This is a genomic window from Leptolyngbya sp. NIES-2104 (assembly GCF_001485215.1).
Lineage (GTDB): Bacteria > Cyanobacteriota > Cyanobacteriia > Leptolyngbyales > Leptolyngbyaceae > Leptolyngbya.
Map to the genome: position 1 here is coordinate 2,541,156 of NZ_BBWW01000001.1, position 17,089 is coordinate 2,558,244.

Annotated in this window: 7 protein-coding genes, 2 tRNA genes and 3 rRNA genes; 2 read left to right on the top strand and 10 right to left on the bottom strand. The window is 49.7% G+C overall.

The features are described from left to right. Window positions 1–83: 83 nt before the first annotated feature. From rrf to NIES2104_RS11810, 7 genes are all read right to left on the bottom strand, one after another. Window positions 84–200, bottom strand: a 5S ribosomal RNA gene (rrf, locus tag NIES2104_RS11780). A 130-nt stretch (window positions 201–330) separates the two neighbouring features. Then, window positions 331–3,214, bottom strand: a 23S ribosomal RNA gene (locus tag NIES2104_RS11785). A 171-nt stretch (window positions 3,215–3,385) separates the two neighbouring features. Then, window positions 3,386–3,461: transfer RNA gene (locus NIES2104_RS11790), tRNA-Ala, on the bottom strand. Window positions 3,462–3,496: 35 nt separating this feature from the next. Beyond that, window positions 3,497–3,570 (bottom strand) — tRNA-Ile (locus tag NIES2104_RS11795). A 121-nt stretch (window positions 3,571–3,691) separates the two neighbouring features. Then, a 16S ribosomal RNA gene (locus NIES2104_RS11800) occupies window positions 3,692–5,183 on the bottom strand. The 16S, 23S and 5S rRNA genes sit together here with 2 tRNA genes alongside, the layout of an rRNA operon. Before the next feature lie 266 nt (window positions 5,184–5,449). After that, window positions 5,450–6,085 (bottom strand): 1-acyl-sn-glycerol-3-phosphate acyltransferase, encoded by a 636-nt coding sequence (locus NIES2104_RS11805; RefSeq protein WP_058998396.1) that lies wholly within the window; start codon window positions 6,083–6,085, stop codon window positions 5,450–5,452. A 5-nt stretch (window positions 6,086–6,090) separates the two neighbouring features. Beyond that, window positions 6,091–7,518, bottom strand: coding sequence for a DUF3370 domain-containing protein (locus NIES2104_RS11810; RefSeq protein WP_058998397.1), 1,428 nt, complete (start codon window positions 7,516–7,518; stop codon window positions 6,091–6,093). A 140-nt stretch (window positions 7,519–7,658) separates the two neighbouring features. Here NIES2104_RS11810 and NIES2104_RS11815 point away from each other — a divergent pair, with 140 nt between their 5' ends. Continuing rightward, complete coding sequence (locus NIES2104_RS11815; RefSeq protein WP_058998398.1) at window positions 7,659–8,462, top strand: MORN repeat-containing protein; 804 nt, start codon at window positions 7,659–7,661, stop codon at window positions 8,460–8,462. A gap of 63 nt (window positions 8,463–8,525) precedes the next feature. Here NIES2104_RS11815 and ppc read toward each other — a convergent pair whose 3' ends face one another. After that, entirely contained in the window at window positions 8,526–11,570 is a 3,045-nt protein-coding gene (gene ppc / locus NIES2104_RS11820; RefSeq protein WP_058998399.1) for a phosphoenolpyruvate carboxylase, read from the bottom strand. A 58-nt stretch (window positions 11,571–11,628) separates the two neighbouring features. Next, window positions 11,629–11,826, bottom strand: coding sequence for a hypothetical protein (locus NIES2104_RS11825; protein ID WP_058998400.1), 198 nt, complete (start codon window positions 11,824–11,826; stop codon window positions 11,629–11,631). Between the two features lie 392 nt (window positions 11,827–12,218). Between NIES2104_RS11825 and NIES2104_RS11830 the strand changes: the two genes are divergently transcribed. Beyond that, the gene (locus NIES2104_RS11830) at window positions 12,219–15,179 is read left to right on the top strand and encodes a hypothetical protein (RefSeq protein ID WP_072218193.1); all 2,961 of its coding nucleotides are present in this window, start codon (window positions 12,219–12,221) and stop codon (window positions 15,177–15,179) included. A gap of 74 nt (window positions 15,180–15,253) precedes the next feature. Here NIES2104_RS11830 and NIES2104_RS11835 read toward each other — a convergent pair whose 3' ends face one another. After that, on the bottom strand, window positions 15,254–17,011 hold the full coding sequence (locus NIES2104_RS11835; protein WP_192843576.1) for a DUF3352 domain-containing protein: 1,758 nt from the start codon (window positions 17,009–17,011) through the stop codon (window positions 15,254–15,256). Between the last annotated feature and the right edge of the window lie 78 nt (window positions 17,012–17,089).

Sequence of the window (17,089 nt, forward strand, 5' to 3'; positions counted from 1 at the left end):
CATCCTTTCTAACAATGAGAAAGACACAAAAAAGCAGCACCCCACTCAACTAGCAAGGTGCTGCTTTCTCTTTCCTATTAACACCCTGGCGGATAGCTATTTTGACAAGTCGCTACCGACTCACTATCGTCGCCGCAAATGCGTTTCACTACTCAGTTCGGGATGGATGAGTGTGGGTCCACATCGCCATTTCCACCAGGAATACGGTTGGGTTGAGTCTCACTCTCGTGAGAGTTTCAGAACCCAGAAGGCTGCATAGCTCGTTGTCAGTTTTGCGTAGATTGTACTTCAGACACCGGTCATCGGACTCATCTGATTGATTCAGTCGTGGAGGTCAAGCCCTCGGTCTATTAGTACGGCTCGGCTGCATGTGTTACCACACTTCCACCTACCGCCTATCAACGGGTGTTCTCCCCGTGACCTTACTGGGTTAACCCCATGAGAGTACTCATCTTGAGGTGGGCTTCCCACTTAGATGCTTTCAGCGGTTATCCACTCCGCACTTGGCTACCCAGCGTCTACCGTTGGCACGATAACTGGTACACCAGCGGTGCGTTCTTCCCGGTCCTCTCGTACTAAGGAAGAATCCTCTCAATACTCTTGCGCCTGCACCGGATATGGACCGAACTGTCTCACGACGTTCTGAACCCAGCTCACGTACCGCTTTAATGGGCGAACAGCCCAACCCTTGGGACGTACTACCGCCCCAGGTTGCGATGAGCCGACATCGAGGTGCCAAACCTCCCCGTCGATGTGAACTCTTGGGGGAGATCAGCCTGTTATCCCTAGAGTAACTTTTATCCGTTTAGCGACGGCGATTCCACGCTCTGCCGTCGGATCACTAAAGCCGACTTTCGTCCCTGCTCGACATGTTCGTCTCACAGTCAAGCTCTCTTGTGCTTTTACACTCTACGGCTGATTTCCAACCAGCCTGAGAGAACCTTTGCGCGCCTCCGTTACCATTTAGGAGGCGACCGCCCCAGTCAAACTGCCCACCTGAAACTGTTCTCGTCCCGGATAACGGGCACAAGTTAGAATTCTAGCCTTAACAGAGTGGTATCTCACCGTTGGCTCCAGATTCCCCACAAGGAATCTCTCATAGCCTCCCACCTATCCTGCGCAGTTAAAGCCCGAACCCAATTCCAGGCTACAGTAAAGCTTCATAGGGTCTTTCTGTCCAGGTGCAGGTAGTCCGTATCTTCACAGACAATCCTATTTCGCCGAGCCTCTCTCCGAGACAGCGCCCAAATCGTTACGCCTTTCGTGCGGGTCGGAACTTACCCGACAAGGAATTTCGCTACCTTAGGACCGTTATAGTTACGGCCGCCGTTCACCGGGGCTTCAGTCGCGAGCTTTAGACCGAAGTCCTGACCCACTTCTTTAACCTTCCGGCACTGGGCAGGCGTCAGCCCCCATACATCGTTTTGCAACTTAGCGGAGACCTGTGTTTTTGGTAAACAGTCGCTTGGGCCTCTTCACTGCGACCACCTTTCAGTGGCACCCCTTCTCCCGAAGTTACGGGGTCATTTTGCCGAGTTCCTTAGAGAGAGTTATCTCGCGCCCTTTAGTTTTCTCAACTATCCTACCTGTGTCGGTTTCGGGTACGGGTGATTCAAATTAACGTGATCCGGGATTTTCTTGGAAGCCTGACATCACACACTTCGGGTCCGTAGACCCTCGTACTCACCACTCAGCTCAAGACGTTTCCGCCGTCTCTCACAGCCTCGTAGGCTTGAACTCCTAACCAACATGGAGCTGTGTTAGCCTTCTCCGTCCCCCGTCACAATTTGAATCGAGTACTGGAATCTTCACCAGTTGTCCATCGACTACGTCTTTCGACCTCGCCTTAGGTCCCGACTCACCCTCCGCGGACGAGCCTTCCGGAGGAACCCTTAGGATTTCAGGGCATTGGATTCTCACCAATGTTTGCGCTACTCAAGCCGACATTCTCACTTCCACTTCGTCCACACCTGCTTGCCGCTGATGCTTCTCACTACAATGGAACGCTCCCCTACCACTTACATAAATGCAAGTCCATAGCTTCGGTAAACACCTTAGCCCCGTTCATTTTCGGCGCAGGAACGCTTGACCAGTGAGCTATTACGCACTCTTTTAAGGATGGCTGCTTCTAGGCAAACCTCCTGGTTGTCTCTGCATTCCCACCTCCTTTATCACTGAGGTGTTATTTGGGGACCTTAGCTGATGGTCTGGGCTGTTTCCCTCTTGACGATGAAGCTTATCCCCCACCGTCTCACTGGCAGTCTGTACCTCTGGTATTCTGAGTTTGACTCGATTTGGTACCGGTCTCCCAGCCCGCACCGAATCAGTGCTTTACCCCCAGAGTGGAACAACTACCGCTGCGCCTCAACACATTTCGGGGAGAACCAGCTAGCTCCCGGTTCGATTGGCATTTCACCCCTAACCACACCTCATCCGCTGATTTTTCAACATCAGTCGGTTCGGACCTCCACTTGGTGTTACCCAAGCTTCATCCTGGACATGGTTAGATCACCGGGGTTCGGGTCTATAAAAACAGATATCACGCCCTCTTCAGACTCGGTTTCCCTTTGACTTCGGCATTCCCGCCTTAATCTACCTGTTCCTATAAGTCGCCGGCTCATTCTTCAACAGGCACACGGTCAGACGTTGAATCGTCCTCCCATTGCTTGTAAGCAGATGGTTTCATGTTCTATTTCACTCCCCTCCCGGGGTTCTTTTCACCGTTCCCTCGCGGTACTAGTTCACTATCGGTCACACAGGAGTATTTAGCCTTATGAGGTGGTCCTCACTGATTCACACGGAATTTCACGTGCTCCATGCTACTCGGGATCCAGCTAGCTCAGTTAATCTTTCAACTACAGGACTTTCACCTTCTCTGGTGTAGCTTCTCACTACTTCGTCTAGACGCTCTGATACACGTTGCTGTCCCACAACCCCAATGGATAAATCCACTGGTTTAGGCTGTTTCCATTTCGCTCGCCGCTACTCCGGAAATCGCGTTTGCTTTCTCTTCCTCCAGCTACTAAGATGTTTCAATTCGCTGGGTTGGCTTGTTCTACCCTATGGATTCAGGTAGCCATGTTTAGGGTTGCCCCATTCGGAAATCTTCGGATCAATGCTCACTTCCAGCTCCCCGAAGCTTATCGTCGGTCGTCACGTCCTTCGTCGCCTCTGTGTGCCTAGGTATCCACCATCTGCCCTTTGTAGCTTGACCACTAAATTGATTGACTCAATTCGCGATTAGTCCAATTACATTGGTGTCTGTGTATTTCTACCTGACAACGTACTATGCAGTTTTCTTGGTTCTTTTTGACTGGGAACAACTCCCAGCAGGCTCTCTATGCGACTAGACGAGTTGCTGACTTGTTCCTGACTCTATAAAAGTTGGTGGAGGTTAGCGGACTCGAACCGCTGACATCCTGCTTGCAAAGCAGGCGCTCTACCAACTGAGCTAAACCCCCATGCGTTAAAACACATCACGCCTGATTGAATGGAGTGGGCCATCCTGGACTCGAACCAGGGACCTCACCCTTATCAGGGGTGCGCTCTAACCACCTGAGCTAATAGCCCACATTTCCCTGAACCGGGATAGTTTAGAAGCACAGCGAAATCAATGGAAAGCTTCGACCGACCTTGAGATGACCAACTTCTGTTTCAGACTAAGCTAAATCAGAAGGGGTAGGTCTCCCTTTAAGGAGGTGATCCAGCCACACCTTCCGGTACGGCTACCTTGTTACGACTTCACCCCAGTCATCAGCCCCACCTTCGGCATCCTCCTCCGCGAACGGTTAGAGTAACGACTTCGGGCGTGACCAACTCCCATGGTGTGACGGGCGGTGTGTACAAGGCCCGGGAACGTATTCACCGCAGTATGCTGACCTGCGATTACTAGCGATTCCGCCTTCATGCAGGCGAGTTGCAGCCTGCAATCTGAACTGAGCGTTGGTTTATGAGATTGGCTTGCTATCGCTAGCTTGCGACTCTTTGTCCAACGCATTGTAGTACGTGTGTAGCCCAAGGCGTAAGGGGCATGCTGACTTGACGTCATCCACACCTTCCTCCGGTTTGTCACCGGCAGTCTCTCTAGAGTGCCCAACTGAATGCTGGCAACTAAAAACGTGGGTTGCGCTCGTTGCGGGACTTAACCCAACATCTCACGACACGAGCTGACGACAGCCATGCACCACCTGTCTCTCGGCTCCCGAAGGCACTCCCTACTTTCACAGGGATTCCGAGGATGTCAAGCCTTGGTAAGGTTCTTCGCGTTGCATCGAATTAAACCACATACTCCACCGCTTGTGCGGGCCCCCGTCAATTCCTTTGAGTTTCACACTTGCGTGCGTACTCCCCAGGCGGACAACTTAACGCGTTGGCTACGGCACGGCTCGGGTCGATACGAACCACACCTAGTTGTCATCGTTTACGGCTAGGACTACAGGGGTATCTAATCCCTTTCGCTCCCCTAGCTTTCGTCCCTCAGTGTCAGTGCAGACCCAGTCACACGCTTTCGCCGCTGGTGTTCTTCCCAATATCTACGCATTTCACCGCTACACTGGGAATTCCTGTAACCCCTATCGCACTCTAGCAGCCCAGTTTCCTCCGCCCGTATGCGGTTAAGCCGCACGCTTTGACAAAAGACTTGAACTGCCACCTACGGACGCTTTACGCCCAATAATTCCGGATAACGCTTGCATCCTCCGTATTACCGCGGCTGCTGGCACGGAGTTAGCCGATGCTGATTCATTAGGTACCGTCATCATTTCTTCCCTAATAAAAGAGGTTTACACTCCAAAAAGCGTCCTCCCTCACGCGGTATTGCTCCGTCAGGCTTGCGCCCATTGCGGAAAATTCCCCACTGCTGCCTCCCGTAGGAGTCTGGACCGTGTCTCAGTTCCAGTGTGCCTGGTCATCCTCTCAGACCAAGTACAGATCGTCGCCTAGGGGTGCCGTTACCACTCCTACTAGCTAATCTGACGCGAGCCAATCTATCGACGATAAATCTTTCACCCCAAAGGGCACATTCGGTATTAGCAGTCGTTTCCAACTGTTGTCCCCAATCGATAGGCATGTTCTCACGCGTTACTCACCCGTCCGCCACTAAAGACCGAAGTCTTCCGTTCGACTTGCATGTGTTAAGCATACCGCCAGCGTTCATCCTGAGCCAGGATCAAACTCTCCATGTTGAAGTTGTTTGTAGCTCGATAATTAGATGTTTATCCGGTTATCCTTCCGGTCTCTACATAAATAGAGACATTTTCTTGACGAAGGCTTTCCTTTCTCTGGCTTCTAAACTATTCTGTTTTATAGGTTCAGTTCTCACAAATGAGGAGTGGGCGGCTTTCGCTCGGCTCCGTCTCTTTCACCCGCGCTTTGATAATATAGCGTGTGAATTAGAAGGCTGTCAAGCAGGTTTTTGGAAAAATGTTTGGGAGTTGTGGAAGTAGTTAGTCTAATCCTTGTAGGATAGGCTTTCTAAAATTTTTGAGTAGAGAGCTTGGGTGACGAGTTCGGCAGTTCGCTTGTCGGTTTCTTGTCGATAGGGGCTTGTATAGAGAGAAGCGCTAATTTGGATAGAGATGTTTGCGCGGGCTGTGGCATTCGGGGAGTAGGAGAGAGCGATCGGTAAAATAGGTATCTCTACACCTCCACTCGCCTCCGCCTGAAGCACTAATCTCGCAAGTCCAGTTTTGAATTCTCGGAGGGGTCGATCGCGGACAATTCCCCCTTCTGGAAAAATCACGAGTTTTTGTCCCGCGTGAAGCAATTCAATCGCACAGCGCAGACTAGAAACGCTCGGACGAGATAGATTTACTGGAAATGCACCAAGCCGCTCAATCATCCATCCCTGAATTCCTTCAAATTGGTTGGCGTTGGTCATGAATCTGAGTGGTTCTTTGCTGAGGAGTGAAAGGACAAGAGGGTCCCAGCGGCTGAAGTGTTTAGAAGCCAGGATTAGAGGACCCTTTTCGGGAAGGTGTTCTTGTCCTTGAATGTCGATCGAGCCAAAATAAAGTTTCAAAAATGCTCGATGAATCGGAAAAAGCGACCAATACAGCCAAGGTTCGACAGTAGTAAGGGTGGACACGGCAGTTAACGGCTATTCGATAAGGTACGAACGGTCAGAAGTTGGGGAGGAGTAGCATCAGGTGGATAGAGGAAATCAATCTCAATCGATCGCGTTACTCCAGGTGGAAGGGTTAAATTCAGAAGCGGTTCGCCTTTTTGACCGCGACGTTGGACGAGGTGAATGAAACGGGTTTGGGAAACAGAGCGATCGTCAAGATATCGAAGTCGAACGGTTCCACGAAAAAAGATCCGGGGATCGGGTGGATTGAGGAAGACGACTTCGTTACGGCTGCGGTCTTGTTTGATTGGGGTTTCGATCGATAACGAGATTCGCTGGGTTTGGCGAGTCGTATTTCGTAGTGGTAGCGTCAGAATGTAGTGAGTCGCGTAATTTCCGTTGGCGAGATAGGCAGTGTCAGGATAGCGCACAAGCATCGGGGCGCTTTGAATTTGCCCGGTGGCAAAAGTACCTTGTTCAAGGGTACTCAAACCATAGGAGAAAGCACGACCGGAATTTGGAATACCAAGATAGTCTTTTCGGTCATCAGTAATGGTAGTTCGCCATTCGGAGCCTTTAGAAACTCCAGCAACGCGACCATAGGTAACGTTTGTGCTTTTGGAGTTGAGCGGTGTGGGGGGGATGTCTCTGGGTCCTGCGACTCCAGCATTTACAAGGAGATTGAGCCATTCTCCGATCGTTGGAACTCGTTCGGTGCGGTTCGAGTTTAGTGGGGCGAACATCGCGAGTGTGGCAACGTAAACGGGCGCATTGCTGGATAGGCGCATTAACGTAGAGCGACCATTCGAGGTTGGGGTGACAGTTCCCGCTGGAATCGGGAGATTCATCAGCATTTGAGCTTGTTTCGGTGGAATGACCATGACGGTGGGAAGATTTCCTTGCCTTCGTCCACGTAAGATGTCGCTGACGACGCGGCTTCCGGGACCTGCAAAGACGGTTCCGACGGGATCTTCGACGTAGGGAGGAAGCTCAATAAAGAGGGCATCGGGACGAGTCAGATACGTTGCAGCTTGGGAAATGTCAACTTGAACGGGGCGATCGTTGGGATTGTAAAGGACGATGCCTTGAAAGAGCGATCGCGTTTGACTCGAATTGCTGGCTCTTGAAATGTGATGAGCGAAAATATCGAATCGACCGTTGAAGGCGTAATTGAGATGAGCGGATGGAACCCGCATTCCTTGAGATGGAAAAGTTGAAAGCAAAATACCCTCGGTTAAAACGACTTCAGGGCTATTGCTGTTGAACACGGGAACATCATCGAGTTTGCCGGGAAGTGCTCGGATTTCTTGGGGTTCGATGAATTCTTGGGGAGGAACGCTTTCTTGAGGGGGAAGTGTTTCCTGGGTTGTGGGTTGGGGAGCGACGATCAGAGGAGGAAAAGTCAGAACTCGCGTCGGAAGTTGGGCAAGAGAGAAAGACAAGATTGGAAACATGGACACACTACTAACCAGCTTGAATCAACAGCAATAGAGGTAAACGTCAAGAATGCTATCCTCTATCGCACCATTTTTTACATTCTTTGCCTTAATTAAGCATAGAATTTGTCGCAAGCTTACACGAGAAAAGTTCCGATATGGTGCAAGTCTGCTTAGATGCAAAGGGTTTCACGGTTAAACCACGATCGATGCAAGGCGTACTCGGTTTTGTCTTATCGATCACCAGTGTTGGTATTGTTAGTCTGATTGGGAGTTCACAGCCTGTAAATGCGGCTCCGAAACGCAGTGATTATTGTGACGGAAAATTAAGTGATGGTTGGCTAACGGGCGTTTACGCTTGTCTGTTTCCAAGTGGAAGTCGGTTCCAGGGGAATCTTCACAAGCATGAGCGGGAAGGACAGGGCATTTTTATCTATCCTGATGGAACGCGATGTGAAGGAAACTTTCAGAACAATTTATTAAACGGGCGCGGCGTTTGTCAGTTTGCGAGTGGAAATCGGTATGAAGGCGAATTTCGGCAAAATGTGCAGCAAGGACAGGGCGTGTTCGTTTACCGGGATGGGACACAATGCGAGGGGAATTTTCGACAGAACGCATTGAATGGATTTGGACGCTGTACGTTTGCGAGTAGAAATCGGTATGAAGGGGCATTTCAAAACAACGTTCGGCAAGGGCGCGGGGTATTCATTTATGCCAATGGAACGCGATGTGAAGGAGAGTTTCGGCAGAATACGATGAATGGGTTCGGGGTTTGTGTGTATCCGAATGGCGATCGATATGAGGGATCGTTTCAGAATAATCAGCGAAATGGGCGCGGAACTTATATCTTCGCGAATGGAAGACGATCGCAAGGAATTTGGAGGAATGGAAATCCTCCACAGGTTCGACCGCCGCAAGCAAGACCCGCCCCTCGCCCGCGACAAGTTCGCCCAAGACGGTAGACATTAGCAAAACAGCGATCGCTAAACTTGGCGATCGCTGTTCCTAAAATCATTGAGTCTTAATCAACCTGTATTTCTCATTCCTGCCGCGATTCCGTTAATCGTCAGCAATGCGCCGCGTAGGAGTTCACCTTTGCTGTAGCGAGATCGCACCACGCCCGAAGCCGCAAGCGTTTTATGTTGCCGTAATCGTTTCAACAATGACACTTGAAGGAATCCGAGCGGCACGATCGTACCGTTGCGTAATTGAACCGATCGCTGAAGCTCTGGGTCGCCATCTAACAATCGATTGTGTCCGGTAATTGTCAGAACTAGCTCACGAGTTAACAGATACTCATTGCGAATCTGCTCAAACACTGGCGCAAATCGCTCTCGGTCTTCAGGTTGAGTGAGTTCATCCACGTAGTGACCTGCAATCTGCAAATCAACTTTAGAGAGCGTCATTTCGACTCTCGAAATCGCCATCTTGAAGAAGGGCCATTTGTAGTAAAAATGCCGGAGAAGCTGCATGTGTTTTTCAGGCGCTTCATCCAGGAATCCTTGTAGTGCAGTTCCAACCCCGTACCACGAAGGTAGTAGGAATCGGCTTTGTGTCCAGCTAAAGACCCAGGGAATTGCACGTAAACTGCCTAAATCTTTTTTGCCACCTCGACGGGCGGGACGGGAACTGATTTGAAGCTGACTGATTTCTTCGATCGGAGTAACTTGATGAAAGAAGTCAATAAAATCGGGTTGTTCGTAGATTAAGCCGCGATAGTGTTTACGCGATCGAGCCGCCAATTCTTCCATCACTTGTTGCCAAGGCGCAATCTCATCGAATTTGTTCTGCAACAAGCTTCCTTGAATCACTGCGGTTGTCACAGTTTCCAAGTTATAAAGCGCGAGTTCTGGCAGCGAATACTTCGAGGCAAGCACTTCCCCTTGTTCTGTGATCTTGATTCGACCGTTCACACTATGTCCAGGTTGCGCCAGAATTGCCTCGTAAGCAGGACCGCCACCCCGACCCACAGATCCGCCCCGACCGTGGAAGATTCGCAGCACGACTCCATGTTCATCCGCAATGCTTTGAAGGGCTTGCTGGGCTTTGTGAATCTCCCAGTTACTACTTAAGAAACCGGAATCTTTATTACTGTCAGAATAGCCGAGCATCACTTCTTGGAGGGCGGTATTCACTCCGATCGAGTCAAAGCCACCCGCTAATAAAGCTTTATAGAACGGCAGTCCAAACACACTCTGCATGATGCTTGGAGCTTTTTGCAAGTCTTCCACCGTTTCAAACAGAGGTACCACTTGAATCGATCCGATTCCAGTTGCCGGGTCATAAAGTCCTGCCTCTTTCGCGAACAGCAAGACCTCTAGCAAATCACTGAGATCGTGACTCATGCTGATAATGTAGGTGCGACAGATATCGATACCGAATTCTTGTTGCAGTTTGCGAACCATGCGGAAAGTCGCGATCGCTTCACGAGTGCGATCGGAAAATGGCAGTTCCGAAGGGATCAAAGGTCTACGAGTTTTTAGCTCGGAAATCAACCATTCGCACCGCTCGTCTTCGGTCATGTCGTTGTAGGACTTCGGCAGCATTTGGAGATACTCGACCACTTCATTCATTGTTTCTGAATGACGGGGGCTTTCTTGACGAATGTCTAGATGAGCTAAGTTGAACCCGAAGATTTCGACTTGACAGATTAAATGATCTAAGTCGCGACAGCTTAATCCGGTGGCAGCCAGATTGCTTTGAATCAATCGCAGTTCAGTGAGGAAGTCTTCACCCGATCGATAAATCGTCGTTTCGTCGTATTCGGGCATTTCTTGTTGTAGCCCGTCGATATTCGACAGAATTTGATTGCGTTCTAGCGTGTTCTCTAATCGCTTGCAAATGTAGGCGAGTTTGAGCCGATAGGGTTCTTGGCGAAATCGGATCGATAAGCGATCGTACACATCCGGCATTCGCTGTTGATCTTGTTCTAAAGATTCCAACAAATCGGGAAGAACATCACTCCAATGCAGCGACAGACTTAATAAATCGGTCAAAGACTGAATCGATTGAACATACCGTTCTAGGACGAGACGGCGTTGATAACAAGCAGTTTGCCAAGTGACTTGCGGAGTGACGGACGGGTTGCCATCGCGATCGGCTCCGACCCATGATCCAAACTGGCAGAAATTCCGACGCGGCATCTGCATGTTCGGAAACGATCCGTGTACCGCTTCTTCTAATCGTTTGTACAGATGGGGAATCGCATCGAAAATCACTTCTCGGAAGTAGTGCAGCGCGTGATCAACCTCGTCGAGAACGGTCGGCTTGAATTGATGCAGTTCATCGGTTCGCCACCAAAGGCGAATTTCCTCGGTCAATTGATCGCGCAGAGCATCCGCCTCCCAAGAGGAAGAAAGCCCGATCGCTTTTAAGCTATCCTCTACGCTGTCTAACTGCCGGAGAATTTTCGCGATGCGTCGCTGTTTGTCGCGAATGGTGTGACGGACAATCTCAGTTGGGTGAGCCGTAAACACGAGCCACACATCTAATTGACTGATCAAGCGTTGAATCAACTGCGGTGGAACGTTTAGCTGTTTCAAGCGGGGAAACAACCAGTGAAACGTGCCAATTTCGCGCCGAGAAGCCGCCTCATGCAGGCTGCGTTCTAGAAAATCTGTTTCCGGTCGTCCTGCATCTTCCTCGGTTGCATACGCTTGCCGCTGATGTTTTGGATCAGGTTGAGCGTGTCCCTCTCGTGCCATGCGGTACTGTAACTGTTGATCGCGCTGTTCGTAGTGCTGCTCAACAATATTAATGAGCTGAAAGTAAAGTGCAAAAGCGCGAGCGGCTCGAATCGCTTCATTGAGGTCGAGCTTTTCCACGACTTGTAGCACTTCTGACCCTGTGAACGTCGTCGCTTGACCCTCCGGAGAACACATCCGCCTCAACTGATTGAGCAAATCGACTAATTCCTGTCCGCATTCTTGGCGCAATACGGCTTCCCACAGATCCTCAACGATTCTGAGCCGATGACGCAAAAACAAATCAGACATCATCGCGGTCATATCTTCGGAAGTTGTGGTGAGGCTGGTCGAAAATTCGTCGGAGGAAGGGCGGGTCGAACTCATACAGTATTCCAGGGAGGTTCAACAATTTTAGGGGACGAAGGCACGATCGCGGAAATGATCAGTCCTGATCTGGCGGAAAGTCGAGTCGAGGAAGACGATCGCCTCGAAAGATTTCTTCGCTCATCGTGCCGAGTTCCTGAAGGGTTTGCGCGATCGCATTTCCTCCAATGAGTGCGACTAAAACAGGAACCGTTGCTAAACTCAAAGCAACGTCAGGATCAAGAAAGCCAAAAATGCGATCGGTGTCAGATTTCATCGATTGTAGGTTCCAATGAGAAGGTAGACCAGTGTTTAGCGTAACAGTCTAATTTGCAAGTCTGTGCATCGTTTCTCTAGATGTATCTAAAGAGATGAGAAAAAGATCAAAACTTGGAATCGAATGTGAAATGAATGAAACGGTCAGCTATCGACACAACAGCACTTTAGAGCGATAAAGCGATCGCTGAAAAAATTGTACCGATGGTGCGGTTTGTGCTTACCATAACTAAAAAAAGTGTATCAAAATCAAAAGTTAAGCTTAAATGCACAAGGTTAGACGCTAATCTAATCTGCTGCTGCCCGTTAAGTATTTTGTTGGACATTACACAGGGACTCTAAATTCCGATGGGGAATCGATCGCCGTACACGCTCTCTTCGTCACCACAAGCTGTGGGATCACGTCTGCCATTGTTGCCGTGGCTCCATCGCGTGATCGGCATTCCTCACACTCATCTCCAAGTCCGACTGCGCGGAAACAATCTCTACATCCTAGCGGAAGGTCGAAACTGTCCAGAGCGATCGCTGATTTTTACCCACCTTGTTCGCGCTCTATCAAAGACCGAAATCGAAACGCTGCTTCCTCCCTCTCAGCCCAAAATTTACCAAGTCATTCTCTACGGGCGCAAAGTCGGAGAGTCGCGTCCACAATGGGCAGACGTGATTCATCTGGCGCAACTCGATCGCTATTTAGAAAATCTCGATGATCCCAAAACTGAAGTCACCGTCGCGATCGAGCTTGCAAATCTGGGAATGGCACGACGGGGAAGACCGGATGCGATCGCCCGCTATTTGAGTGAGGCTCTAACTTCTTTGGGCGTTGCGGTTCGTGCAAGTGTGAAATCTGCCGCGCTACCCGAAGAAACTGGACTCCCTCAGACAGCGAATCTGGCTTCAGTGTTCAGCAGTACGGCATCTCTTACCCCTCAAGCGTTATTAAATCGATTGTGGGTGGTGTGCGAATCGGCGTACAGCCCAGATTCAACATTGCTCACAGAAACGATCGCGCAAAACCTTCGAGATCTTGAACTTGATGGATTTAGAGATGCGATCGTCTTTAGTCGCGTCCGAGGTGAAACTAAACCTGAATGGGTGCTACGAGTCGATCTGACTCCGCCCCAAGAAATGCTGAAGGATTGGGCGCGGTGGGGAGATGTAGAAGCGCTGACGCGACTCATGAACAATGCAGTGCGGGATCAGGGCATCGAAATTTCTGCAACTTTGATGGGCATTACGCTGCATGTGACGGCGCAGCGAGAGAAACCCCCGGAAAGACAGCGAGTATTTGCCGCGATCGCGCCTCTGATCGATACGATCGCGCCTCAAGGCATTCATTCAATGGCGGTGTATGGTCTGAGTGGTGCACCGAATCCGATTCCGCAGTTGTCGATTCCTGATTCTCCGGTTTGGGTGCAGTGGATGGATTTGCCTGCAAAGGAACATCCTGCACTATCGGAATCTACAAGAGAATTAGCGAAACAAGGGGATTTAAGCGCGATCGCATTTCTCCTGACTCGCCAACTCAATCCAAATCTCGATCACCAATTAGCGACAGGCGGAATTCGGCTGCAAATTCGTCAGAAAGAAGATTTGCTCCACATCATGACTGATGCGCCTGTTTGTCCGTCTCAAAGTCAAATCGGGGCGAAGGTCGCGAAATATATTCGATCGTTGGATCTTCCAGAGATTCAAGGGGTGCGGGTGTATGGAAGACGATCGGGACAAAAACGTCCTCTCTGGAGTTATGGTGTCGATTTTGCAACTAGAGATCGGTTAATCCCCGAAGCGACTCCTGAATTTGCCGCTTCAGATGCGTATGTCGGCGATCTTCTGACCAAAGAACCGGGATCGCTAACCGTTCCAGAATTTGAAGAGGCTGAACCGACCGTATGGGATCGCATGATCGAAGCGATTCAAGGAGGCATGGCGCGGACTCGAATTTTTACGATCGAATCCGAAACTGCTCCGAATACTGCAAGAGCCACGCAATCCGCTGTTCCAAATGAAGCCAAAGCTGCGATCGTCTGGGGAATTCTCGGCATTCTGCTCACGGTTCAAGCCGATTGGCTCTTGGGGCAATTCGTTAAACCGTTACTGGCAACTAAACCTGCTCCCACTGCTTCCCCGTCTCCGCTACCTCCGGAGCAACTAACGCTGCCCCAATTTTCACTGCAAAAAACACCTGGATTTGACGCGATCGGATCAGGTTTTACACAATCGGGATCAACGTTACTCACTTCGGGATCGGGTTCAACCGCGTTACTGGTTTCTCCATTGAAACCGAAAGCCGCGATCGACACTTCTCGATCGCCCTATCCCACATTCAACGCGCCCCAACTCGACGAAAAATTCGTTCTCTATCGTCAGTACGTTGCTCAAAATGGTGCGCCTGACGTTCTGATTGTCGGAAGCTCTCGTGCGATGCGAGGAATTGATCCAGTCGTTTTAGAACAAACGCTGGCAACTCAGGGCTACCCCGGAATGCGCGTTTTTAACTTCGGAATCAACGGGGCAACGGTTCAAGTTGTGGATCTCGTCGTACGGCGATTATTAGCATCGGAAAAACAGCCGAAATTGATTTTATTTGCAGACGGCTTGAGAGCGTTCAACGATGGGCGACCAGATGTCACGTTTAATGCGATCGCGTCTTCTCCCGGTTTCCGCAAACTGCCCGAAATAGCAGCGGAATCTGCTGCAAATCCGACTCAAGCGTTTACTAAACCATTAGAAACATTGGCGCGAACCAATACAACGGTTGTCGATCGCTATAAATCATTCAATGATCAACTCTTGCAACAAGTCGGTCAACTTTCTACTGTTTGGAGTGAGCGAGATAAGCTGCAAACGCTTCTGAAGCGGAGTTTAACGTTTGGATCGATCGCAAGTTCTGAACCTGATCCAGAATCCACGATCGAGGGTTCTGGCTTGATTGATATCAATGGATTTTTACCGATTTCTAATCGCTTCAATCCGGTCACGTACTATCAGAAATATTCGCGAGTACCGGGTGAGAGTGATGCTGATTATGCGAATTTCAATTTAGACGGAGCGCAAACGCAGGCATTACGATCTCTCGCTCAATACACAAAATCTCAAGATATTCCACTCGTCGTCATTAATTTACCGCTCACTGAACAGTATCTGGATTCGTATCGACGCGATCGAGAGCAACAATTCCAGCAGTATCTGATGGGAATGTCTGGAGAATTAGGCTTTACTTACCGCGATTTATTAGAGAACTGGAAAGATACGCCTGACTTTTTCTCTGATCCAAGCCATGTGAACCGCTATGGTGCTTATGCTGTCTCGACTCACCTCGCTAAAGATCCACTAATCCCGTGGAGAAGAAGATAGTAATTCATCACAAGCTGGATCATAAAAAATTCGCAGATAGAACACCATCTGCGAATTCTAAATTGTTCAGCCGATTATCGTTTCAGACGTGGGGAAAGCGATAAGAAGCCCTCAAATTGAACTCGATTGCTTGAAATTCCACTCGCACCGCTAATACTGCGAATACTGCCTAAGCTGTCTTGAATCTGAGTGACGAACGGATTGTTCTGCGCTGATCGACCCATGAAAGCAGGCAACAAAGCGGTATTCACAAATGACATGAATGCGCCTTGATTCACGTAGAAATAGCCCAAGTTTGCATTTGGGAAAGGCTCGATCGCAGATTGAAAGTTCGGCGTTTGCGTCAAATTCCGCGTTGGTTTTGGATTGAATTCGTTCAGTGCCCCACCTCCAAACAGCATCAACAGCGTATTTTCATCTGTCCAACCGTAGCTAAAGAAATTCAGCGATCGACCTTTATCAACTGTTCCATAACTCGTAAACGGTTGACCCGCGATCGTGCCTCGTTGCACTAGTGGCTTTCCTAAACGCGGCTCCACAAACGAGGTAAATTTCTTCAATGCGGTGTCTGCGGCGGCTCGATCGCTTGTTTGCACCATCATGCCGAGGGCAATTTCTGCATTCGCTGAGGGAAGGAAGCCTTTGCGGGTGGGATAAGCGAAGACAACATATTCCCCATTCATCCAAGGTAAAAGATCGCGATCGTCTACTCCAAATCCTTCCTGCATCGATTTTCGCGCCTGGTTGATCGCAGTTTTCCAAGCAGGTTGCGATTCTAATCCAGTGACCAATGTTTGCCAGTACAGCGCTAAATTCTGACTGTTTGCCACCATGTAATTCACTTGGGGCAAGCGCTGTAGAATCTCATTGCGAGTCGTGAGCGACGATACTAAGCTCTCTGGAACAGGCTGCTTGAAAGTGATGCCAATCTCGGTGCGGAGTCCGGTCGGTTCTGCCCAAACGTAACCTTCTGCGGTGTCGTAGAACTGACCGAGCGGATCAATGTTTTGTGGGTCGATCGAGAAATCCGGCAAGGCAGGCGCATTCGGAGAAATCTTTCTAATCTCTTCGAGTTGAGCTTTCTGCATTTCATTGATCGCTCTAAATGCTTCCACGTACTTGCCGTAGAGCATCGCGATCGAGCGGCTTGCTTTCGGATTGTTCGCCAATTTCTGATACTTCGGATTTTCCGTAAGTTTTCCTTGTCCGTCGAGCATTTCTTTAATCGCATCCGCCGAATTTGCCCCGACGAAATAACCGGGGAGAATCGCGATCGCAAACTTCGGAGTTGGGAAAAACGGTGCGGAAGGTTTGGATTGTCCAGGTTTTTTATCTGCTTTCGCTGGATTGGCAGGTTCAGGAGTCGGCAGCTCAAACTCTAAAATTGTTGCGCCTTTGTACTGTGTCTCTTTCGGGGCTTTACGGGATTTCTTAAGTCGATCAACGTACTGATCAAGCGCTGTCTGATCCTTCACAGATAAAGCGATCACCATGCTTTTCGCAGAGAGCAACGCTACTCCAAATTGATCCCCTAGCCAAGGTTGAATATCTTTCTCGAAACTGGCTCCTTGTTCAGTTGGATAAAGGAGTGCACCTGGAAACGAGAAATTATCTGGGAATAGATTGAATTGGCTCAATTCTTTCCAGCGATCGTCTTGCGTATTGATCATCACAACGCCCAGCGTTTCTGCCGGGAGAATGGAAGCGATCGAGGTCGATCGGCTGACTTCAGGAGGAACCGCAATGGGTGTAGGTTGAGCAAAAACTCTGGGAGTCGAAATCGCCAATTCAGGCGCAGTAACTAAACTCAGCGCAGCAAGCGTTGTAAACAAAGAACGTTTTAGCAACATAATCCGTTTGATTGACGTAATAATGAAATCCTGCTTAGGAGGATGCAACTCCTGAAATCA